20 protein-coding genes are annotated in these 21,490 nt (G+C 54.1%); 18 read left to right on the top strand and 2 right to left on the bottom strand.

Translation table 11 applies throughout. The annotated features are described in order from the left end of the window. The gene (locus tag KGFNPO_RS17375) at positions 1 to 972 is read left to right on the top strand and encodes a branched-chain amino acid ABC transporter permease (protein WP_472632472.1); all 972 of its coding nucleotides are present in this window, start codon (positions 1 to 3) and stop codon (positions 970 to 972) included. A 62-nt stretch (positions 973 to 1,034) separates the two neighbouring features. Here the strand turns inward: KGFNPO_RS17375 and KGFNPO_RS17370 are convergent, their stop codons facing one another. Beyond that, positions 1,035 to 2,192, bottom strand: a complete 1,158-nt coding sequence (locus tag KGFNPO_RS17370; protein WP_472634523.1) for an iron-containing alcohol dehydrogenase — start codon at positions 2,190 to 2,192, stop codon at positions 1,035 to 1,037. Positions 2,193 to 2,429: 237 nt separating this feature from the next. Between KGFNPO_RS17370 and mnmG the strand changes: the two genes are divergently transcribed. The 17 genes from mnmG to KGFNPO_RS17285 all read left to right on the top strand — a co-directional run bounded on the left by mnmG (position 2,430) and on the right by KGFNPO_RS17285 (position 19,745). Next, on the top strand, positions 2,430 to 4,376 hold the full coding sequence (gene mnmG / locus KGFNPO_RS17365; RefSeq protein ID WP_472632471.1) for a tRNA uridine-5-carboxymethylaminomethyl(34) synthesis enzyme MnmG: 1,947 nt from the start codon (positions 2,430 to 2,432) through the stop codon (positions 4,374 to 4,376). Between the two features lie 7 nt (positions 4,377 to 4,383). Further along, positions 4,384 to 5,034, top strand: a complete 651-nt coding sequence (gene rsmG, locus KGFNPO_RS17360; protein ID WP_472632470.1) for a 16S rRNA (guanine(527)-N(7))-methyltransferase RsmG — start codon at positions 4,384 to 4,386, stop codon at positions 5,032 to 5,034. Positions 5,035 to 5,191: 157 nt separating this feature from the next. Further along, positions 5,192 to 5,962: a ParA family protein gene (locus tag KGFNPO_RS17355; protein WP_472632469.1), complete on the top strand. Its 771-nt coding sequence runs from the start codon at positions 5,192 to 5,194 to the stop codon at positions 5,960 to 5,962. Between the two features lie 9 nt (positions 5,963 to 5,971). Further along, positions 5,972 to 6,862, top strand: a complete 891-nt coding sequence (locus KGFNPO_RS17350) for a ParB/RepB/Spo0J family partition protein (RefSeq protein WP_472632468.1) — start codon at positions 5,972 to 5,974, stop codon at positions 6,860 to 6,862. Positions 6,863 to 7,304: 442 nt separating this feature from the next. Continuing rightward, positions 7,305 to 7,649: an ATP synthase subunit I gene (locus KGFNPO_RS17345; protein ID WP_472632467.1), complete on the top strand. Its 345-nt coding sequence runs from the start codon at positions 7,305 to 7,307 to the stop codon at positions 7,647 to 7,649. Further along, complete coding sequence (gene atpB / locus KGFNPO_RS17340) at positions 7,646 to 8,476, top strand: F0F1 ATP synthase subunit A (RefSeq protein WP_472632466.1); 831 nt, start codon at positions 7,646 to 7,648, stop codon at positions 8,474 to 8,476. Before KGFNPO_RS17345 ends, atpB begins: the two co-directional genes overlap by 4 nt. A 74-nt stretch (positions 8,477 to 8,550) precedes the next feature. Then, on the top strand, positions 8,551 to 8,793 hold the full coding sequence (gene atpE / locus KGFNPO_RS17335) for a F0F1 ATP synthase subunit C (RefSeq protein WP_472614168.1): 243 nt from the start codon (positions 8,551 to 8,553) through the stop codon (positions 8,791 to 8,793). 66 nt (positions 8,794 to 8,859) lie between these two features. Next, positions 8,860 to 9,330 carry a F0F1 ATP synthase subunit B gene (locus KGFNPO_RS17330; RefSeq protein ID WP_472632465.1) on the top strand — a complete coding sequence of 157 codons (471 nt, stop codon included), beginning with the start codon at positions 8,860 to 8,862 and terminating at the stop codon, positions 9,328 to 9,330. Between the two features lie 2 nt (positions 9,331 to 9,332). Beyond that, positions 9,333 to 9,866 carry a F0F1 ATP synthase subunit delta gene (locus KGFNPO_RS17325; RefSeq protein ID WP_472632464.1) on the top strand — a complete coding sequence of 178 codons (534 nt, stop codon included), beginning with the start codon at positions 9,333 to 9,335 and terminating at the stop codon, positions 9,864 to 9,866. A gap of 61 nt (positions 9,867 to 9,927) precedes the next feature. After that, complete coding sequence (atpA, locus tag KGFNPO_RS17320; RefSeq protein ID WP_472614171.1) at positions 9,928 to 11,469, top strand: F0F1 ATP synthase subunit alpha; 1,542 nt, start codon at positions 9,928 to 9,930, stop codon at positions 11,467 to 11,469. Between the two features lie 22 nt (positions 11,470 to 11,491). After that, positions 11,492 to 12,361, top strand: a complete 870-nt coding sequence (atpG, locus tag KGFNPO_RS17315) for a F0F1 ATP synthase subunit gamma (RefSeq protein WP_472614172.1) — start codon at positions 11,492 to 11,494, stop codon at positions 12,359 to 12,361. A gap of 45 nt (positions 12,362 to 12,406) precedes the next feature. Then, complete coding sequence (gene atpD / locus KGFNPO_RS17310) at positions 12,407 to 13,786, top strand: F0F1 ATP synthase subunit beta (protein ID WP_472614173.1); 1,380 nt, start codon at positions 12,407 to 12,409, stop codon at positions 13,784 to 13,786. 93 nt (positions 13,787 to 13,879) lie between these two features. Next, positions 13,880 to 14,302, top strand: coding sequence for a F0F1 ATP synthase subunit epsilon (locus tag KGFNPO_RS17305; RefSeq protein ID WP_472614174.1), 423 nt, complete (start codon positions 13,880 to 13,882; stop codon positions 14,300 to 14,302). 27 nt (positions 14,303 to 14,329) lie between these two features. After that, positions 14,330 to 14,878, top strand: a complete 549-nt coding sequence (locus tag KGFNPO_RS17300) for a CoA-binding protein (protein ID WP_472632463.1) — start codon at positions 14,330 to 14,332, stop codon at positions 14,876 to 14,878. A 326-nt stretch (positions 14,879 to 15,204) separates the two neighbouring features. Beyond that, complete coding sequence (locus KGFNPO_RS17295) at positions 15,205 to 16,023, top strand: PPK2 family polyphosphate kinase (protein ID WP_472632462.1); 819 nt, start codon at positions 15,205 to 15,207, stop codon at positions 16,021 to 16,023. Between the two features lie 258 nt (positions 16,024 to 16,281). Beyond that, positions 16,282 to 17,361, top strand: coding sequence for a uroporphyrinogen decarboxylase (gene hemE, locus KGFNPO_RS17290; protein WP_472632461.1), 1,080 nt, complete (start codon positions 16,282 to 16,284; stop codon positions 17,359 to 17,361). Between the two features lie 362 nt (positions 17,362 to 17,723). Continuing rightward, positions 17,724 to 19,745: a primosomal protein N' gene (locus KGFNPO_RS17285; protein WP_472632460.1), complete on the top strand. Its 2,022-nt coding sequence runs from the start codon at positions 17,724 to 17,726 to the stop codon at positions 19,743 to 19,745. Between the two features lie 223 nt (positions 19,746 to 19,968). Here KGFNPO_RS17285 and KGFNPO_RS17280 read toward each other — a convergent pair whose 3' ends face one another. Continuing rightward, positions 19,969 to 21,258: a porin gene (locus tag KGFNPO_RS17280; RefSeq protein ID WP_472632459.1), complete on the bottom strand. Its 1,290-nt coding sequence runs from the start codon at positions 21,256 to 21,258 to the stop codon at positions 19,969 to 19,971. Between the last annotated feature and the right edge of the window lie 232 nt (positions 21,259 to 21,490).

The following is a 21,490-nucleotide window of genomic DNA, read 5'->3' as shown; positions in this document are numbered from 1 at the left end:
ATGAACAAAAAAATTGGCTATGGAATAGTGCTGGTCCTGGCGTGTATCGCACCGCTGGTGCTGTATCCGATCTTCCTGATGAAGGTGTTGTGTTTTGCACTATTTGCCTGTGCCTTCAATTTGTTGGTTGGCTATACGGGGCTGCTGTCCTTTGGCCATGCGGCATTTTTCGGCGGGGCCGGTTATGCCGCCGGCTACGCGTTAAAGGTGTGGGGTTTACCGATGGAGTTAGGAATACTGTTCGGCGTACTGGTAGCGGCCGCAACCGGCTTGCTGATGGGTGCGCTGGCGATTCGTCGCCAGGGTATTTATTTCACGATGATTACGCTGGCGCTGGCGCAGATGTTTTATTTTTTCTATCTGCAAGCACCTTTTACCGGCGGCGAAGATGGCTTGCAGGGAGTGCCACGCGGCTCTTTGCTGGGCTTGCTGGACCTTGGTAACGATCTGATTCTGTATTACGTGGTTCTGGCCATTTCGATTGCCGGCTTTGCGTTGATCGTCAGGATCGTCCATTCGCCTTTCGGCCAGGTGCTGCGGGCCATCAAGGAAAATGAGCCGCGGGCGATTTCACTCGGTTACGATGTGGATCGCTACAAACTGCTGGCATTCGTATTGTCGGCAGCACTGGCCGGTCTGGCCGGCGCCACCAAGACCATGGTGCTGGGCTTTGAAACCCTGACCAATGTCCATTGGACCATGTCCGGGCTGGTGGTTCTGATGACTCTGGTGGGCGGCCTGGGCACCATTATCGGACCGATCGTGGGCGCCATCATCATCATTGCACTGGAAAACAAGCTCGGCAGCCTGGGTTATTACTTGTCATCGGTAACCGGGATCGAATGGTTTCAGACGCTCGGCGATTCGGTGACGATTGTCACCGGCCTGATTTTCATCATTTGCGTGCTGGCGTTCCGGCGTGGCATTGTGGGTGAAATATTGGCCCGTTTCGGCCGTTCCCCTGCATCCTGATATTTTTGTCTAATGACTACCAAAAAGGGGCGCAAGCCCCTTTTTTTATCGCTTATACGGATTCAGAAGGCGGCCGAATAAATTGCGTAGGCATCCTGCCGCGTAACTTCGCGCGGATTGTTCAACAGCAGGCGGGTTTGCAGCATCGCGTCATCGGCCAGCCGATCGAGATCATTTTTACTGATGCCGACCTGTTGCAGGCGGGTCTCGATACCGGTGCCGGAAGCAATTTGCTGCATCGCAGCAATCAGGCCTTGCGCGCGCGCTTGCTGGCTGCCTTGTATTCCCGGCGTGACGATGTCAGCCAGTTCCGCATATTCGGCCGCTGCTGCGGCTGCATTGAAGCGCAGTACATGCGGCAAAACCAGCGCGTTGGACAGTCCGTGTGGTACGTGAAAGATGCCGCCAATCGGATATGCCAATGCATGTACGGCAGCTACCGGCGCGTTGGCGAACGCTTGTCCGGCCAGCATCGCACCCAACAACATGTTCTGCCTCGCGGCCAGATTATTGCCGTTGGTGCAGGCGGCAATGATATTGCGTGACAACAAGGCCAGTGCCTGGCGTGCCAGCATATCCGACAGGGGATTCTTCTTGTGCTTGCTGGTATAGGCTTCTATCGCATGCACCATTGCGTCTATTCCGGTGGCGGCGGTTGCCTTGGCCGGTAATCCCACCGTTAATGTCGCATCCAGGATAGCCAGATCTGCATACAGGATGGGCGAGACGACGCCCATCTTGGTGGTTGCGCCGGTAGTGACGATCGAGATCGGGGTGACTTCCGAACCAGTGCCGGCAGTGGTCGGTATTTGAATCAAAGGCAGACGCCTGGATTTGATGTTGCCAATCCCATACATGCCGGACAGAGCTTGCTCGCCGCAGTACAGCGCCGCAATCAGTTTGGCGACATCCATCGAACTGCCGCCGCCCAAGCCGATGACGATGTCGACCGGGTGCTGCTGCACCTGCGCTACCGCTTGTAAGATCAACGCTTCCGGTGGATCGGCCAACACATCGGTGTATAGCTGCACTGAAATATTTGCGTCACGTAAGCTGGCTGCCGGTGCATCAATCAGGCCAGTGCGGGCAAAGCCTGCATCGGTAACAATTAAAGCGTGCCGCACCTGCGGGAAATATTCGGCCACGATGGCACCGAGCCGTGTGGCGGCACCCAGTTCGCTGATGATGTGCGGTACGGTGCTAAATTCGAAAGACATAATTTAATCCCCATTATTGGTTTAATTGCGCAATGCCTCTTCTTAAGCATTGATCCGACAAGATATAAACAGGTGCTTCGTTCCACGTGAAACATACCATCAATCAATATCACAAGCAGATATACATTGTTCCACGTGAAACAGGATATGCCAATTTCTGTAAAAAATTTAAATGCGGTAATGCTGGTGACTGAAAAACCTTATAATTCTGCTTCTGCTCACGTCTCCTTGAAGTGCATTATGTATTTTCCCAAAGAATTTGATGTCATTGTCGTCGGTGGTGGTCATGCCGGCACCGAGGCGGCGCTTGCCTCGGCCCGCATGGGGCAAAAGACATTATTGCTGACCCATAATATCGAAACCCTGGGTCAGATGTCTTGTAATCCATCCATTGGCGGCATTGGCAAGGGCCATCTGGTGCGCGAAATCGATGCGATGGGCGGTGCGATGGCGATCGCAACCGATGAGGCCGGTATCCAGTTTCGCATCCTGAATTCATCCAAAGGCCCGGCAGTTAGAGCCACCCGAGCTCAGGCCGACCGGATTTTATACAAGCAGGCAATTCGCTCCAGACTGGAGAATCAGCCCAATTTGTGGCTGTTCCAGCAAGCGGTTGACGACTTGATGGTGGAGGGTGATCGCGTGGTTGGCGCAGTAACGCAGATTGGCATCCGCTTCCGTAGCCGTGCTGTGGTGCTGACCGCAGGCACTTTCCTGGACGGGAAAATTCACGTTGGGCTGAATAATTATGCGGCCGGGCGTGCCGGTGACCCGCCGGCAATTTCGCTGTCGGCCCGGCTGAAAGAATTGAAACTGCCGCAAGGGCGTCTGAAAACCGGCACGCCGCCGCGCATTGATGGCCGTACCATCGATTTTTCCATGATGCAGGAACAGGCTGGTGATTTGAATCCGATCCCGGTTTTTTCCGTGATGGGTGCAGTTGCCATGCATCCGGCCCAATTGTCGTGCTGGATTACACACACCAACGAGCGCACGCATGACATCGTCCGTGCCGGGCTGGACCGCAGTCCGATGTATACCGGCGTTATCGAAGGCGTCGGACCGCGTTATTGTCCCTCGATCGAAGACAAGATACATCGCTTCGCCGACAAGACATCGCACCAAATTTTTCTGGAGCCGGAAGGCTTGACCACCAACGAGTTTTATCCAAACGGTATTTCAACCAGCCTGCCATTTGACGTCCAGCTAGCGCTGGTGCAATCGATGCGCGGAATGGAAAACGCCCACATCCTGCGTCCCGGCTATGCAATTGAATACGATTATTTTGATCCGCGCGGCCTGAAGGCCTCGCTGGAAACCAAGTTGATTCAAGGTTTGTTCTTTGCCGGCCAGATCAATGGCACCACCGGCTACGAAGAGGCCGCAGCGCAAGGCATGTTGGCCGGCTTGAATGCTGCCTTGCAAGTGCAGGAAAAAGCAGCCTGGACTCCGGGCCGCGATCAAGCTTACCTGGGTGTTCTGGTGGACGACCTGATTACCAAGGGCGTGCAAGAGCCATACCGGATGTTTACCAGTCGTGCCGAATATCGCCTGAGCTTGCGCGAGGATAACGCCGACATGCGTTTGACGGAAATCGGTCGCACGCTGGGTTGCGTCAGCGACGCCCAATGGGCGCAGTTTGAACAAAAACGCGAAACAATCACGCGGGAATTGCAAAGGCTGAAGTCAACCTGGATCAGCCCACGCATGCTGGCCGATGAAGAAGCCGTGCGCGTAATTGGCAAGGTGATAGAGCGCGAATATTCGCTGGCCGACCTGCTGCGACGCCCAGACATTAGCTACGACAGGTTGATGACTCTGGTCGGGCTGGAAGGGCAGGGCTTGGCTGCGCTCGGGGCGCTGCAGGAAGATCAGGCAGAACTCAAGGAACAGGTTGAAATTCAGCTCAAGTATGCCGGCTATATCGAACGTCAAGCCAAAGAGGTGACGCGTCACGCCCATTTTGAGCATTTAATCTTGCCACCACAATTCGATTATCTGGAAGTCAATGGATTGTCGATCGAAGTCAAACAAAAACTCAATCAGCAGCGCCCGGAAACACTAGGCCAGGCTTCGCGTATTTCCGGCATCACGCCGGCCGCGATATCGCTGTTGCTAGTCCATCTGAAAAAGCGCGGCCACAACCAGTTTGCCGCACTGGCAACAGATATCCAGCCAGGCGCTTGAGGACGGCATGCAAGTATTCAATCGTATCGCCTTGACAAAGACGCTATCCCAAGGAGCGGCTACCCTGCAATGTGACTTGAGCGAGCGACAAATCGACTTGCTGATGGATTATCTGGCGCTATTAATCAAATGGAATGCCGTCTATAACCTGACTGCGGTGCGCGACCCCGCTCAGATGGTGATCCAGCATGTGCTTGATTCGCTCGCTGCCGTTGCAGCTTTTGACGGCGTAAAAAATGTTCTGGATGTTGGCGCCGGCGGCGGCCTGCCGGGCATGGTGCTGGCAATTGTGCGCCCCGACATGCAGGTCGCACTGATCGATACAGTACACAAAAAAACCGCTTTCCTGACGCAAGCCAAGGTTGAACTCGGTTTAGACAACGTAACCGTTCATACTGCAAGGGTGGAGCAACTACAGGTGGCGCACAAATTCGAGGTAATCACTTCACGCGCCTTCGCCGAGTTGGCTGACTTCATCAACTGGTCGAGCCACTTACTGGCGCCGGGCGGCCGTTTCATCGCTATGAAAGGCGTAAATCCGCAACAGGAATTGTCGCGTTTGCCGGTCGGTTGGGTAGTGCGGGAAGTGCGTGCACTGACCGTGCCAAGCTTGCAGGCGCAGCGGCATCTGGTTTTTATTGAGCGCAGTACCGATTGAGCTGGCATTGCAGGGCCGTCCCCAAAAATACTGGATTAAAAGATTTATGTGCGGCGTAACGCAATACTCCGGTTTTATCCTTGTGCTGCGGCTGTTCGTGGCCACTCTGGCCCTGACCGGTTTCGGCGTCAAATTGACGATTAACTAAAGCGACCCCATGGCAAAAATTTTCTGTATCGCGAATCAAAAGGGCGGGGTCGGTAAAACCACCACCACGGTCAATTTGTCTGCCGGCCTGGCAAAAATCGGTCAGCGCGTGTTGTTGGTCGACCTCGATCCACAGGGCAATGCAACCATGGGTGCCGGCATCAACAAAGCCAAGTTGCGCACCTCGGTCTATGAAGTGCTGCTTGGCATGGCCGATGTGGCTGCGGCAAGGCTGGTTTCCGAAACTGGTAAATTCGACGTGCTGCCTGCCAACCGGGAGTTGGCGGGGGCCGAAGTAGAAATGGTCGAACTGGAAAACCGAGAAAAACGTCTGAAGGCTGCACTGGCGCTGGTCGCTGCAGAATATGATTTCATCCTGATCGATTGCCCGCCGGCACTGTCGATGTTGACCTTGAACGGGCTGTGTGCCGCGCATGGCGTGATCATCCCGATGCAGTGCGAATATTATGCACTGGAGGGCTTGTCAGATTTGGTTAATACCATCAAAAAAGTACATGCAAATCTCAATCCCGACCTCAGCATCATCGGTCTGCTGCGGGTGATGTTCGATCCGCGCATGACCTTGTCGCAACAGGTTTCGACCCAGCTTGAGCAGCATTTCGGCGACAAGGTTTTCAAAAGCATTATCCCGCGCAACGTACGGTTGGCTGAAGCGCCTTCCTACGGGGTGCCCGGGGTCAACTTCGATCCCGCCTCGAAAGGGGCGCAAGCGTATATCGCTTTTGGCACAGAGCTGGTTGAACGCATAAAATCAATGTAAAGAGCAATTATGGCGACGAAAAAACAAAAAGGCTTGGGGCGGGGCCTCGACGCCTTGCTGGGCGGCTTGAATGATCCTGATCCACAATCCTCTGCGGTCGGAATCCCTTCCGTTCTATCTGTAACGCAATTGCAGGTCGGAAAATATCAGCCGCGCACTCGCATGGATGAGGGCGCACTGGATGAACTTGCCGCCTCGATCAGAGAGCAGGGCGTTCTGCAGCCGATTTTAGTGCGTCGAATCGGGCGCGAAAACGGAGCCGAAAAATTTGAAATTATCGCTGGTGAACGGCGTTTTCGTGCGGTGCAGCTGGCCGGGCTCGACACCATCCCGGTACTGATCAAGGAAGTCGACGATCAGGCTGCCGCGGCTATGGCGCTGATTGAAAACATCCAGCGCGAAGACCTCAATCCGCTGGAAGAGGCGCAAGGAATTCATCGCCTGATTACCGAATTCGATTTCACCCACGAACAGGCGGCTGGTGCGGTGGGGCGTTCGCGCAGTGCAGTTTCAAATCTGTTGCGCTTGTTGAATCTGGCGCAAGCGGCGCAAACCATGTTGATGGCCGGCGATATCGATATGGGCCATGCGCGCGCTTTGCTGGCAGTCGACGCTGCGACCCAGATCACACTGGCAAACGCTATCGTGGCCAAGCGCATGTCGGTACGAGAGGCAGAAAAACTGGTGCAACGCACGGTATTGGCGCAATCTGAAGTCCAGCAAGGGAATGGAAAAACTCGGGAAAAATCGCGTGATATTATCCGGCTGGAAGAGGAGTTGTCCGATCTGCTGGCGATGGCGGTCACGATCAAGAGCAGCGTTAAAAACCACGGTCAGCTTATTATCGATTTTGCCGATTTGGATGCGTTGGATGGCTTGCTGGCACGCTTGCGCAGTTGAGCAGTAGTCGCTATTGGCGGCTCGGGCATTATCCGTAATTATTTAATACTGGTAACTGTATTTATATAAGCTCACTAGATAAAAGCGAAAAGTTGGATGTTATTTGATATACCCTGCCAATTTATAATAATAAAAATATTTTTATTTATTTGCAACTGTCGTGCGGGAATTATTAATTTAAAAAAATACTCAAAATATATCGGGTCAAATACTACAAAATACGTAAATATATTGAGTATTAACCTCGTGAATAAAGCACTATTCACCAAAATAATATAAAACCAAATCGCAATTCCGTACCATCAAAGTTTGACGCGTTACGTAGTAGCACTTATAATTCCGTGGCTTTGGAAGGTATAACACCGGAAGCAATTGCGCCCAACCGTTTCACTGCTTCGGCATTGCGGCAAATGCATAATGTGAAGGCAGGATCGAGGTAAGCATGGCGCGCATTGTGATGCTGCAAATAATGGCAACAGCCCTGGTTGCACTCATAGCGGGTTTGCTGGGCGGTATCTCAGCAGCTTTTTCTGCGCTATTGGGTGGCATTTGTTGTGTTGTTCCAAACGGCTTGTTCGCGCTACGCCTGTTCCTGGCAGCACGCAGACCAGGCGGGACAGATCCGATGGCGTTCTTTATCGGCGAGTTTATCAAAATTGCTTCAACGATGGCGCTGTTCGGGGCCGTCGTCTGGTTGTACCGTGATGTCAACTGGCCCGCTTTTTTAGGCGGCTTCATCGTGGTGCTTAAAAGTTACTTTATCCTACTATTTAGACATCGACCATGAGCGTAGCAGAACAAGCAGGGCATGTGCCTACCGCAAAAGAGTACATCGTCCACCATTTGGGCCACTTCTCCACGCAGCACCAAGAAAAAATCGTTGATTTTTCCATCATTAATATGGATACCCTCTTCTGGTCCATATTTGCCGGCATAGCTGGTAGTTTGCTTATGTACCTGGCGGCACGCAAGGCCAGTTCCGGCGTGCCGGGACGTTTTCAGGCCTTTGTCGAAATGGTGGTCGAGATGGTCGACGATCAGGCCAAGGCCATCGTGCACGGTGACCGCTCCTTCATTGCGCCGCTGGCCTTGACAGTGTTCGTCTGGGTCTTGCTGATGAATTCACTCGATTTCCTACCGGTTGACCTGTTCTCCAGTTTATTCAAGTTGGTCGGTCTCGATAGCGTCATTCCTTATCACCGTGTAGTGCCAACCGCTGACCTGAATGGGACCTTGGGCATTGCACTGGGCGTGCTGGTATTGATGCTTTTCTATAACCTGAAAATCAAGGGCCTGGGTGGCTTCATTCACGAATTGTTTGCTGCGCCGTTCGGTATCTGGCTGGCGCCGTTCAATCTGTTGCTCAATCTGATTGAGTTCGCCGCCAAATTCCTATCCTTAGGCATGCGGCTGTTCGGCAACATGTATGCAGGCGAATTATTGTTCCTGCTGATTGCTCTGCTGGGTGGAATGGCAACTGCGTTCGGTTTCTTGGGGCAGGTGGTTGCCGGCTCGATCTGGGCTATTTTCCATATTCTGATTGTTCTATTGCAGGCTTTCATTTTCATGATGTTGACGCTGGTGTATATCGGTCAGGCGCATGAGAAACATTGAAATTGTTGTAATGAGTAAGTCCGTTTTTTCGCTTTGAAAATTTTTGAATTAACTTTAACTTTGAAGGAATTGTCATGACTGACGTCGCTTTGGTTGCACTGGCTTGCGGTTTGATCATTGGTTTGGGTGCTATCGGCGCCTGTATCGGTATTGGCATCATGGGTGGTAAATATCTGGAAGCATCTGCTCGCCAACCTGAACTGATGAATACTTTGCAAACTAAAATGTTCCTGCTGGCTGGTCTTATCGATGCTGCGTTCCTGATCGGTGTTGGTATCGCCATGTTGTTCGCTTTTGCAAATCCGTTCGTTAAATAACCGACGTCCTTTTCCTGCCGATAGCATCATGCTGTTGGAAAGAATCATTTAGATAAGGGATTAACCGTGAACATTAATGCAACATTGTTTGCTCAGTTCGTGGTTTTCTTCATCCTGTCGTTCTTCACGATGAAATTCGTGTGGCCGCCACTGATGAAAGCGCTCGATGAGCGCGCAAAGAAAATCGCGGACGGCTTGGCAGCTGCAGAACGCGGCAAGGCTGAGATGCAAGCGGCAGAAAAGCATGTGCAAATAGAGCTTGCTGCCGCACGTGATGAGGGCCAAAAACGCATTTCAGAAGCAGAAAAGCGCGGCCAACTGATCATCGAAGAAGCCAAAAAAACTGCCTCTGACGAAGCTGCGCGGATCATCGCGGCAGCCAAAGCTGATGCTGACCAGCAGGCTACGAAAGCACGCGAAGAATTGCGCGGCCAAGTTGCGACTCTTGCGATTCAGGGTGCCGAGCAAATCCTCAAGCGCGAGGTTAATGCGTCGGTACATGCTGATTTGTTGAACCAATTGAAAACCGAGCTGTAATCATGGCTGAACTCGCAACCATCGCTCGTCCTTATGCAGTGGCGCTGTTTCGCGTCGCGAAAGACGGCAATCTGCCGGCCTGGTCGGAGCGTCTTTCCGAGATGGCGCAAGTTGCGGCTATCGCTGATGTTCAGGCTCTTGCGCACAACCCGAATGTTTCAGCAAAACAAATCGCTGCCACGTTCTTGTCCGTGCTGAAATCTCCCGTTAATGAGGAAGCCAGAAATTTTATCGGTGCATTGACCGATAACGGACGTCTGACTCTGTTGCCGGAAATTGCAGTCCAATTCGATGACCTCAAAAACGCCGATGAAGGCACTGCCGACGTCGAAATCACCAGTGCATTTGAATTGACGAATGCCCAGGTGCAGGAATTGACTGCGACGCTGGAGAAGAAGTTCGGCCGCAAGCTGCGCCCGACCGTCACGGTGGATTCATCGTTGATCGGCGGCGTGCGGGTGATGGTCGGAGATGAAGTGCTGGACACCTCAGTACGCGCAAAGCTGCAGCAGATGCAAGCCGCCTTGACCGCTTAATCGCGGCTTGAGCCAGAGAGTAAGCCGCAAATAAGCAGCAAGAACATAATTAGGAGTTAGTATGCAACTCAACCCGTCTGAAATCAGCGAACTGATCAAGAGCCGCATTCAAGGGCTCGGCGACAGTGCTGAGATTCGCAATCAAGGTACGGTTATTTCCGTTACCGACGGTATCTGCCGCATTCACGGTCTGTCCGACGCGATGCAAGGCGAGATGCTGGAATTCCCCGGCAACACATTCGGCCTAGCGCTGAACCTCGAACGTGACTCGGTCGGCTCAGTGATTCTGGGCGACTACGAGCATATTTCCGAAGGCGACACAGTCAAATGCACGGGCCGTATTCTGGAAGTGCCTATCGGTCCTGAGTTGCTTGGTCGTGTAGTTAACGCGCTGGGCCAACCGATCGACGGCAAAGGTCCGATCAACGCCAAACTTACCGCTCCGATCGAAAAGATCGCACCAGGTGTTATTGCGCGTCAATCCGTTTCACAGCCGATGCAAACTGGCCTGAAGTCGATTGATTCGATGGTGCCGATCGGCCGTGGCCAGCGTGAATTGATCATTGGCGATCGTCAAACCGGTAAAACGGCAGTGGCGATTGACGCCATCATCAATCAAAAAGGTCAGGGCGTTACCTGTATCTATGTTGCGATTGGCCAAAAAGCCTCTTCCATCAAGAACATCGTGCGCTCGCTGGAAGCGCATGGCGCGATGGAGTACACCATCGTGGTTGCCGCTTCCGCGTCTGAATCGGCCGCGATGCAATATGTGTCAGCCTATTCCGGTTGCGCGATGGGCGAATATTTCCGTGACCGTGGCGAAGATGCATTGATCGTCTACGATGACCTGTCCAAACAGGCGGTAGCGTACCGTCAGGTGTCCTTGCTGTTGCGCCGTCCGCCAGGTCGTGAAGCGTATCCCGGCGATGTGTTTTACCTGCACTCACGTTTGCTGGAGCGCGCAGCGCGTGTCAATATCGCTTACGTCGAGAAGTTCACCAATGGCGCAGTCACCGGCAAAACCGGTTCGCTGACAGCTTTGCCGATTATCGAAACCCAAGCTGGCGATGTCTCCGCTTTCGTGCCGACTAACGTGATTTCGATTACCGACGGCCAAATTTTCCTGGAAACTTCGTTGTTCAACGCCGGTGTCCGTCCAGCAATTAATGCCGGTATTTCGGTGTCGCGGGTCGGTGGTGCGGCACAGACCAAGGTCATCAAGGGCCTGTCTGGCGGTATTCGTACCGATCTGGCGCAGTACCGCGAACTGGCAGCATTTGCACAGTTCGCTTCCGACCTCGACGAAACTACGCGCAAGCAACTCGATCGCGGCGCACGCGTAACCGAATTGTTGAAGCAGGCGCAGTATTCGCCGCAGCCGATTTCCTTGATGGCCGCGACCCTGTTCGCAGTCAACAAAGGTTACCTCGATGATATCGAAGTCAAGAAGGTATTGCCATTTGAGTCCGGACTGCATAGCTTCCTGAAAACCAGTCATGCAGCGCTGCTCGCCAAGATTGAAGAAACCAAGCAACTCGACAAAGACAGCGAAGCTGCGTTGTCTGCCGCAGTTGCTGATTTCAAAAAATCCGGCGCGTATTAATCCTAACTGGAGCTGAATACTCATGGCCTCAGGCAAAGAGATACGTGGCAAGATCAATAGCGTAGAGAATACGAAAAAGATCACCAAGGCGATGGAAATGGTCGCCGCTTCCAAAATGCGCAAAGCGCAGGATCGGATGCGGTCGGCCCGTCCCTACAGTGACAAGATTCGTAATATCGCAGCTAATTTGTCGCAAGCCAATCCGGAATATAAGCACCCGTTCCTGGTCAAGACCGAAGCCGCCCGCAAGGTGGGCTTCATCGTGGTTACTACCGACAAGGGCTTGTGTGGCGGCATGAACACCAACGTGCTGCGCGCGGTTACCGCCAAGCTCAAAGAGTTTGAGGCGCAGGGTGTCGGTATCGAGGCTACGGCGATCGGCAACAAGGGTTTTGGCTTTCTCAACCGTATCGGCACCAAAGTGGTGTCGCACGCGGTGCAGCTAGGCGATACGCCGCATCTTGAAAGACTTATCGGCCCGGTGAAAGTATTGCTGGATGCGTACCAGGAAGGTAGTCTGGATGCAGTTTACCTGTGTTATACCAAATTCATCAACACGATGAAGCAGGAGCCGACGATCGAGCAATTGCTGCCGTTGTCGGCTGAAAAGCTGGAAGGCGATAAGGATGCCCATTCGTGGGATTACATCTATGAGCCGGAAGCCGCGACTGTAATCGATGAATTACTGGTGCGTTATGTCGAGGCGCTGGTTTATCAGGCTGTGGCTGAAAATATCGCTTCCGAGCAGTCGGCCCGGATGGTGGCGATGAAGTCGGCTAGCGACAATGCAGGTAACGTCATTAAAGAGCTCAAGCTGGTCTATAACAAGACCCGCCAAGCTGCAATTACCAAAGAACTCTCCGAGATCGTCGCCGGTGCGGCTGCGGTTTAATAGCGCGCAAGCGTGAAACGAATTTAACTATTTGAAGGAACGAAAATGGCTGATGGCAAAATCGTTCAGTGTATCGGCGCAGTGGTAGACGTAGAATTTCCACGCAACGCGATGCCCAAGATTTATGACGCGCTGACGATGGAAGGCGCTGCCCTGACTTTGGAAGTGCAGCAACAGCTTGGCGACGGCATCGTCCGTACCATTGCACTAGGAACTTCTGACGGCCTGCGCCGCGGCATGATGGTGCAAAACACCGGCAAGCCGATTATGGTGCCGGTTGGCGTCGGAACTTTGGGCCGTATCATGGATGTGCTTGGCAACCCGATTGACGAGGCAGGTCCGGTCAAGTGTGAGGTGCGCGCATCGATCCATCGTAAAGCTCCAGCTTATGATGATTTGTCACCATCGCAGGATTTGCTCGAAACCGGCATCAAGGTGATCGATCTGATCTGTCCGTTCGCTAAAGGCGGCAAGGTTGGCCTGTTCGGCGGCGCGGGTGTGGGCAAGACCGTCAACATGATGGAATTGATCAACAACATCGCCAAGCAGCATTCGGGTTTGTCGGTGTTTGCCGGCGTCGGTGAGCGTACTCGCGAGGGTAACGACTTCTATCACGAGATGAAGGATTCCAACGTTCTCGACAAGGTAGCGATGGTGTACGGCCAGATGAACGAGCCGCCGGGCAACCGCCTGCGCGTCGCGCTGACCGGCCTGACTATCGCTGAAGGCTTCCGCGATGAAGGCAAGGACGTGCTGTTCTTCGTTGATAACATCTACCGCTACACGCTGGCTGGTACCGAAGTATCCGCGTTGCTGGGCCGGATGCCTTCCGCCGTGGGTTATCAGCCTACTCTGGCCGAAGAAATGGGCCGACTGCAAGAGCGCATTACATCAACGAAAACTGGCTCGATCACTTCGATCCAGGCCGTGTATGTGCCTGCCGATGATTTGACCGATCCTTCTCCTGCGACTACTTTTGCTCACTTGGATTCGACCGTGGTGCTGTCGCGCGATATCGCTTCTTTGGGTATTTATCCAGCGGTTGATCCACTGGATTCGACTTCGCGTCAGCTGGACCCACAAGTGGTTGGTCAAGAGCATTACGACACCGCTCGTGCCGTGCAAGGCATTTTGCAGCGCTACAAGGAATTGCGCGATATTATCGCGATTCTGGGGATGGACGAACTGGCACCGGAAGACAAGCAGCTGGTGGCACGGGCACGCAAGATGCAGCGTTTCCTGTCGCAGCCGTTCCACGTTGCTGAAGTATTTACCGGTTCCCCAGGCAAGTACGTTTCGCTCAAAGATACGATCAAGGGCTTCAAGATGATCGCATCCGGCGAACTGGATCACCTGCCGGAACAAGCGTTCTACATGGTTGGCACAATCGAAGAAGCGATCGAAAAAGCGAAAAAGATGAACTAATCGCCTGGCAGTGCGGTATCTGTGGCCGACGTTGCGTTGGGTACACAGATCGCCTGCCATCTATCGGTCTTTGATGAATGAGAAGGTTCTAACATGGCACACACAATTCACATTGACGTTGTTTCCGCCGAAGAGCTTATCTTCTCCGGCGAAGCCGAATTCGTCGCGTTGCCGGGCGAATCGGGTGAGTTGGGAATTTATCCCAAACATACTCCGCTGATTACCCGCATCAAACCGGGTGCGGTGCGTATCAAGATGGTTGACCGGGCCGAAGAAGAATACGTCTTCGTAGCTGGCGGCATCCTGGAAGTGCAACCGAATGTGGTTACAGTACTGGCCGACACCGCGATTCGCGGTGCCGACCTGGATGAAGCCCAGGCAACGGAAGCGAAAAAGCTGGCTGAAGAAGCGATGGTCAATAGAGAATCCAAAATTGACTATGCAAAGGCGCAGATCGAACTCGCCATTGCGATTGCGCAGTTGGCGACAATCCAGAAATTGCGTCAAAAACGCTAATCGTCACCCTGTGGCGCTAGCAGTAAAATGAAAGGCAGCTTTGGCTGCCTTTCATTTTTTTCGAAAGGTTTTTGTGGTCAGCCTTGCCAACCTCGTGCTTATACAGGATTAGTCGCCATGCAGCCTCCCGAAAAACCGGTAAAAGAGATTAATTTTCAGCATCTTTTTGCACAGAATCGCACCATCGCGGTGGTTGGTCTGTCAGCCAAGAGCACCCGTCCCAGTCACGAAGTAGCAGGCGCGATGCAGGCTTACGGCTACCGAATCATTCCAGTCAATCCATTGTTAGCAGGTACTTACATACTGGGAGAACTTTGCTATGCAACGCTAGATGAAGCTGCTGCTGCCATGCGGGCAGAAGGAATCGGAATCGATATCGTCGACTGTTTCCGCAAATCGGCCGAGATCCCCCCGATCGCCGACGCCGCCATCGCTATCGGTGCCAAGGTGTTATGGATGCAGATGGGGATCAACAACGAGTCGGCAGCGGCCAAGGCGCGCACGGCCGGATTGCAGGTGGTGATGGATCGCTGCATCAAGGTTGACGCAGCCAATTATCCTAGAAACCTCAGTTGACCGCTAATCAGCCTCGATAAGTAATTGGATATATTGAGAATTGTGCAATTTAAGACGTTCTCTAATTGGGTAAGAGCGCTACGGGGCCGATTGCACATTTTTCAGTCTCCCTGGCGTCGTTGCTTCTCCTAGCAACATGAAGGTTGCTTCGGTGAAGCTGGGGTTTCGTGGGGCATTGCCCCGCGCCTGCGTAACGGTTTGTCCTTGCAAGGACAAACTCCTACCCTATAGGGTTACGGGCGTCGCGCCTAGCCAGAAAGCCAGAAAAATGCACACTCGCCCCCGTCCAACTGAGGTTTTTAGGATTACTTGAATCGGAGAACACAATGAACATCTGTGAATTGTTTCGCGCCAAGAAAAAATTGGACTTGCATGATGCCGATGCGGCCAGCAAGCCATTGGCGGCGGCGGGGAAAGCGAATGGCAAATCCGAGGATAAACTGCAGGTAGTCAAGCTAGCGGAGCGCATCGCCGGCTTTCAGGACGTGTTTTATGCTGCCCGTGAGCGTAAATTACTGGTCGTGCTGCAAGGCATGGATACCTCCGGCAAAGATGGCGCGGTGCGCGGCGTGTTCGGGCTGATCGATCCGCTCGGGATACGCAGCGTCGCATTCAAAGCGCCCACCCAGAACGAGCGTGAGCATGATTACCTGTGGCGCGTCCACAAGGAAGTGCCGGGACAGGGCGAAATCGTGATTTTCAATCGCAGCCATTATGAGGATGTGCTGATTAGCCGCGTGCATGGCTGGATTGACGAAAAGGAATGCCAGCGTCGTTATGTTCAGATCCGGGATTTCGAACGCATGCTGACGGAGAGCGGGACGGTGCTGTTGAAATTCTTTTTGCATATTTCAAAAGAAGAGCAAAAGCAGCGCCTGGAAGAGCGCATTAGCGACCCCGACAAACACTGGAAATTCGACCCCAATGATTTGCTGGAACGGCAATACTGGGCCGATTACCAGAAAGCCTATCAACAGGCGATCCAGGAAACCGATGCCGATCATGCGCCCTGGTATGTGATTCCGGCCGATAGCAAAACTCACCGCAACCTGGCAATCGCCAGCATATTGGTGGAAGTACTGGAAAAAATGCGGCTGACCTACCCGCCAGCCAATCCGGACTACGCCAAACTAAAAGTGGTGTGAGCCGGCAACTGCGCAGTTATCGTGCCACCACATCCGGCAAGGAATTGCGCGGCGGCAGATATAAAACCCATTTTGCGGTTTGACTACGACTGCGTATGCACAATCTGCCGTTGCGATACTTATGCTGCATTAGCCCGCTAAATCTTTATCTTGCTGCCCACTTATTTCTGACATTCGTCTGCGATGGATGCTGGATTGCTCGACTGTGCATCGTTATCGGCGATAATGTCGGATTATTTTCGCCACCAGACGCATCCCATGACCCAATTTGCTCCGCTCCAGAATGACACTTTCCTGCGCGCACTGCTGCGTCAGACCACCGATTACACGCCAGTCTGGATGATGCGCCAAGCCGGTCGATACTTGCCGGAATACCGTGCCTCGCGGGAGCGGGCCGGTTCCTTTCTGGGCCTGGCCAAGAATCCGGATTACGCCACAGAAGTCACGCTGCAGCCGCTGGACCGCTACGCGCTGGATGCGGCAATCCTGTTTTCCGACATTCTGACGGTGCCCGATGCGATGGGACTGGGTTTGTATTTCGTCGAAGGCGAGGGGCCGAAGTTCGAGCGTCCGCTGCACAATGAAAAAGAAGTGATGGCGCTGCAAGTCCCGGACATGGGCTCGCTGCAATATGTATTCGATGCGGTCACGCAAATTCGTACCGAATTGCATGGCCGGGTCCCGCTGATCGGTTTTTCCGGCAGCCCGTGGACATTGGCCTGCTACATGGTCGAAGGCGGTGGCTCGGATGACTTCCGGCGGGTCAAGACGATGCTGTATCAGCGCCCGGATCTGATGCACCACATCCTGAAGATCAATGCCGCCACCGTGGCTGATTATCTGAACGCACAAATTGATGCCGGCGCGCAGTCGGTAATGATGTACGACACTTGGGGCGGCGCATTGGCCGATGGCGTCTATCAGCAATTTTCATTGTTTTATATGCGTGAAGTGATGCAACTTCTTAAGCGCGACAAAGATGGCGTACGCATTCCATCGATCGTCTTCACCAAGGGCGGCGGCCTGTGGCTGGATCAGATCGCCGACATCGGTGCCGACGCGGTCAGCCTGGACTGGACTGTGAATCTGACCAAAGCGCGCGCGCTGGTCGGCGACAAGGTCGCGCTGCAAGGCAATCTCGATCCGAGCGTATTGTTCGCCAAGCCGGAACAGATCCGCGCCGAAGTGATCAAGGTGCTCGATGCATTCGGCACGCCCTGCGACGGCAACGGTCACGTCTTCAACCTGGGTCATGGCATTTCGCAGTTCACGCCACCGGAAGCGGTGACGGCGATGGTCGAAACGGTGCATGACTACAGCCGGCAACAAAGAGCCTGATTGCGCTTGCCGCATCGGCCTGTTGCCGGGTGCGGCTTGCAGCAGCATAGTGCCTGCAAGGCCGCACTCAATCAGCACTTGATACCTGCAGGCAGGGCAAAAATTGCTTACTTATGCACAAAAATAATAACAGTTAGTGGATTTCGATCGGTGCGATGAAAATCCGCTAACTGAATATTCAAGTCATTGATTATAAAGTAATTATTCTATTATCCCGGTAGCCTTAGCAAGCTTGTAGCAGGCTCAGCTATGTTGTTTTTGCAACTTGACAGACATCTATCCACAAAGTTATCCACAGGCTGTGTGGACAAGTAGAAAAAACGCGTAACAGCAGCACATCCCATCAAAATAGGCTTTATTCCGTGACAATCATCCGAGTCGCGCTCGACACTCCGCTCGACTTTTGCTTCGATTACCGCTGGCGCCCGGAACACCAGGCGGCAGCGGCACCTTTGGTCGGTCAACTGGCGCTGGTGCCGTTTGGCCCGCGCGAAGTGGTCGGGCTGATTGTCGCGGTGAATGTCGAGACCGCGGTTCCGGCCGGCAAACTCAAGGATGCGCTGGCGATTCGCAGCCAGTTGCCGGCACTGTCCGAGCAGTGGTTCGCGCTGTGCGCTTTTGCCGCCGATTACTACCAGCGCCCGCTGGGCGAAGTTGCGATTCCCGGCTTGCCGCGCAATCTGCGCGCGCTGAAAACCACCGCGCTCGATCGCGCCTTGAAAAAGCTGGCGAAGATTGCCGCCGTGCATGACGCCACGCCGGCCGCAATGCCGGTTCTCAATCCGGAGCAGCAGCAAGCGGTTGACGCGATTGCAAGCGCGCAAGGATTCGCGCCGTATTTGCTGTACGGGGTTACCGGCAGCGGCAAGACCGAGGTTTATCTGCAAGCCGCGGCGCACATTCTGACGCGGTTTGACGCTGCGCAAATCCTGATCCTGGTGCCGGAAATCAATCTCACGCCGCAGCTTGAAGGCAGCATCCGGGCCCGTTTTCCCGGCGTTGCGGTCGCCACTCTGCACAGCAGTCTGGCCGAAGGCGAACGCATCACGCACTGGCTGGCGGCGCACCTGGGGCAAGCCCGCATCGTGCTCGGCACCCGGCTGGCGATCCTGGCCTCGTTGCCGAAGCTGCAACTGATCGTCATCGACGAGGAGCACGACCCGTCCTACAAGCAGCAGGAAGGATTGCGTTATTCGGCGCGCGATCTGGCCGTGTGGCGCGCGCACCAACTTGGAATTCCAATTGTGCTGGGCTCCGCCACGCCGTCGCTGGAGAGTTGGCAGCATGCGCAAACCGGCCGTTATCGCAAGCTGGAGTTGCGCCAGCGTGCGGTCAAGGCAGCCGTCTTGCCTACCGTGCGCCTGATCGACATGGAGCACAACAAGCCGGTCGATGGCCTGACGCCAGTTCTGATTGCCGCGCTAAAACTGCGGCTGGAGCGTGGTGAGCAATCACTGCTGTTCCTGAACCGGCGCGGCTATGCGCCGGTGCTGGCCTGCGACGCCTGCGGCTGGATCAGCAACTGCAGCCGCTGCACTGCGTTCATGGTGCTGCATAAACCCGAGCACCGCTTGCGTTGCCACCACTGCAGCCTGGAACTACGCATCCCACGATCGTGTCCGACCTGCGGCAATGTCGACCTGCAACCGCTGGGGCGCGGCACGCAACGGGTGGAGGAAGGCTTGCAAGCAATTTTTTCCGAAGCGCGCATCAGCCGCATCGATGCCGATTCGACCCGCCGCAAAGGCAGCGCGCAAGCTGCATTCGACGCGGTGCATCGGGGCGAGGTCGATATCCTGATCGGCACCCAGATGGTGGCCAAGGGCCATGATTTCAAAAACCTGACGCTGGTCGGCATCCTGAACCCCGATACCGCGTTGTTCTCGCAAGATTACCGCGCCAGCGAACGGCTGTTCGCGCAACTGATGCAAGTCGCCGGCCGCGCCGGTCGCGCCGCGCAAAAGGAAGGCGGCAGCGTCAGCGAAGTGCTGATCCAGACCCGTTACCCGCAACATCCGTTATATGCGGCGGTGGTCAATCACGATTACGACCATTTCGCCACCGAATTGTTGGCAGAACGCCAGCAAGCGCATTTGCCGCCTTACCTGTATCAGGCGCTGCTGCGGGCCGAAGCGCGCGAACTGGAAATCGCGATTGATTTCCTGAAGCAGGCCGCAAGCGCAGTCGAACACGCCGGCATCACCATCAACGACCCGATTCCGATGACGATGACCCGCGTAGCCAACGTCGATCGCGCCCAGTTGCTGATCGAATGCCCGTCGCGCCCGGCGCTGCAAGCCTTCCTCAAAGTCTGGCTGGCCGCGCTACGGAAAATAAAGACCCGCGCCAAATGGTCGCTGGAAGTCGATCCGGTGGATATTTGATGTCGCGCATGCTGGCTGCAATGAGATGCATTACATGGGGAGTATGTATTAAAAGCATGGTATTTCCGCATGATTTGATTGCGGGTATTAAAAATACGCGGCTATGTATATTTTTAATGCCAGATGCTGCCCACAATGCAAAAGAGGGTGCCTGAACGGCACCCTCTTTGCGTTTATCCGGCCAGCTTGCGACCGGATTGCGACGGATTACAGCATTTCCAGCTTAAAACCGGTGGCGCATGCCGATTTGAATCGCCTTGCCGGAGACGCCTCCGGCGCTGGTGAAGCCGCCAGGAGCACTGGCTGCGCCTGGCGCGTATTGTGCTGCGTTATCGTTTTTGATATAAGCCAAAACGGTGTAGATGTCGGTGCGCTTGGATAGGTTATGGTCGTAACCAATTGCGTATTGCGTGGCATCGTTGTTGAGCGCCGTTTTGTCATTTTGGCGGCTGACCGAACCCATCACGCGGCCGTTGCCGATGGTGTAATGCATGCCGAGACTATAGCTGTCGGCGTCCAGCTTGAAGTTCCTGACCAGGTTTGCGTTAAATGTGCTGGCAAGTGAAGGGCCCAGGGCGCCGAATTGAGCAAAAGTCGGGGCTAATGCGGCGTTGAATCTTTGTATCAAAACAGAGTGGTCATTTTTCATCGCTTGATAACCGGCGAAAAACTTCATATTGCCTGTTGTATAAGAGCCGCCGATGGCAGTCGAGATCAAGCCGCTGTTGCCATCCTGGTCCTGACCATTGTTGTAGCCGACGCCGACATTAAGCCCGTTGGCTTTGTACATCACATTGGCCGCATAGAATCGCTTGTCCAGACCGATGTAACCGGAATTTTTGAAGCCGTACATCAGTGCGGCGGAGATGCCGTTCGGCAACTGAATCCGGTATTGCAGCGCCTTGTCGGAGCGAATCGCTGTCCCTGCCGTTAAAATGCCGCCGCTACCGAGCGCAACGCCGCCCCAGCTACCGGCGGTGCCGGTTTCAAACGTATCCGCTGCTGCAAAGACTTCATAGGCAGGCGTATACATGCGCCCCGCCAGAATCGCGCCGACCGGGGTGATCAGGCCAACCATCGAAGTACGGTCAAACAAAGCAGCGTTAGTATTGACGTTAATCGCTGGCTGTAAGGCACCGCGTGCACCGGCTAACAATCTAGCTGCCGTTGCCGATCCTCCTGCCGCCGCCGGGATGTTAAATGCCAATCCCCTGGTCAGCGCAAAACCCTGGTTGTCGCTGATATTGCCGGTTTGATTGCCGCCGGTATCGAGTTCGACGCGCGCTTCCAGGTTGAAAATGGCCTTGTAACCGCCCCCCAGATCTTCGGTACCTTTGAAGCCCAGACGCGAACCGTCGGCAATGCCGCTGACCAGTTTGGTCTTGGTGCCTTCGCCATTGCTGGAAACATGAATACCGGCATCCATGAGGCCGTAGATGGTGATATTGGATTGCGCCAGTACTGGCGCAGCGAAGCAGGATGCTACCAAACCTGCAAGTAATTTTGTTTTCATATTGCTGTCTCCTGTGGGGTTTATTATTACAAACGAACGATCGTGCTATTAATCTCAATTAATATGCCAGCAATCGGCTTGCTTGCATAGATTCTATTACTTTATTTTCAGCAATATTAAAAATAATGTTGTATGCAAAATACATTCTTGGGCATCAAACATGGTGCAACCGTGGCGTCTGGCCGCTGGAATTCTTTCATTCCATGATGCGAATCAACCAACCGGTTTTTAG

This window comes from Gelidimonas diazotrophica, from assembly GCF_055694025.1.
The sequence above is the reverse complement of the archived record's forward strand: the minus strand, read 5'-3'. Positions and strand labels throughout refer to the sequence as shown.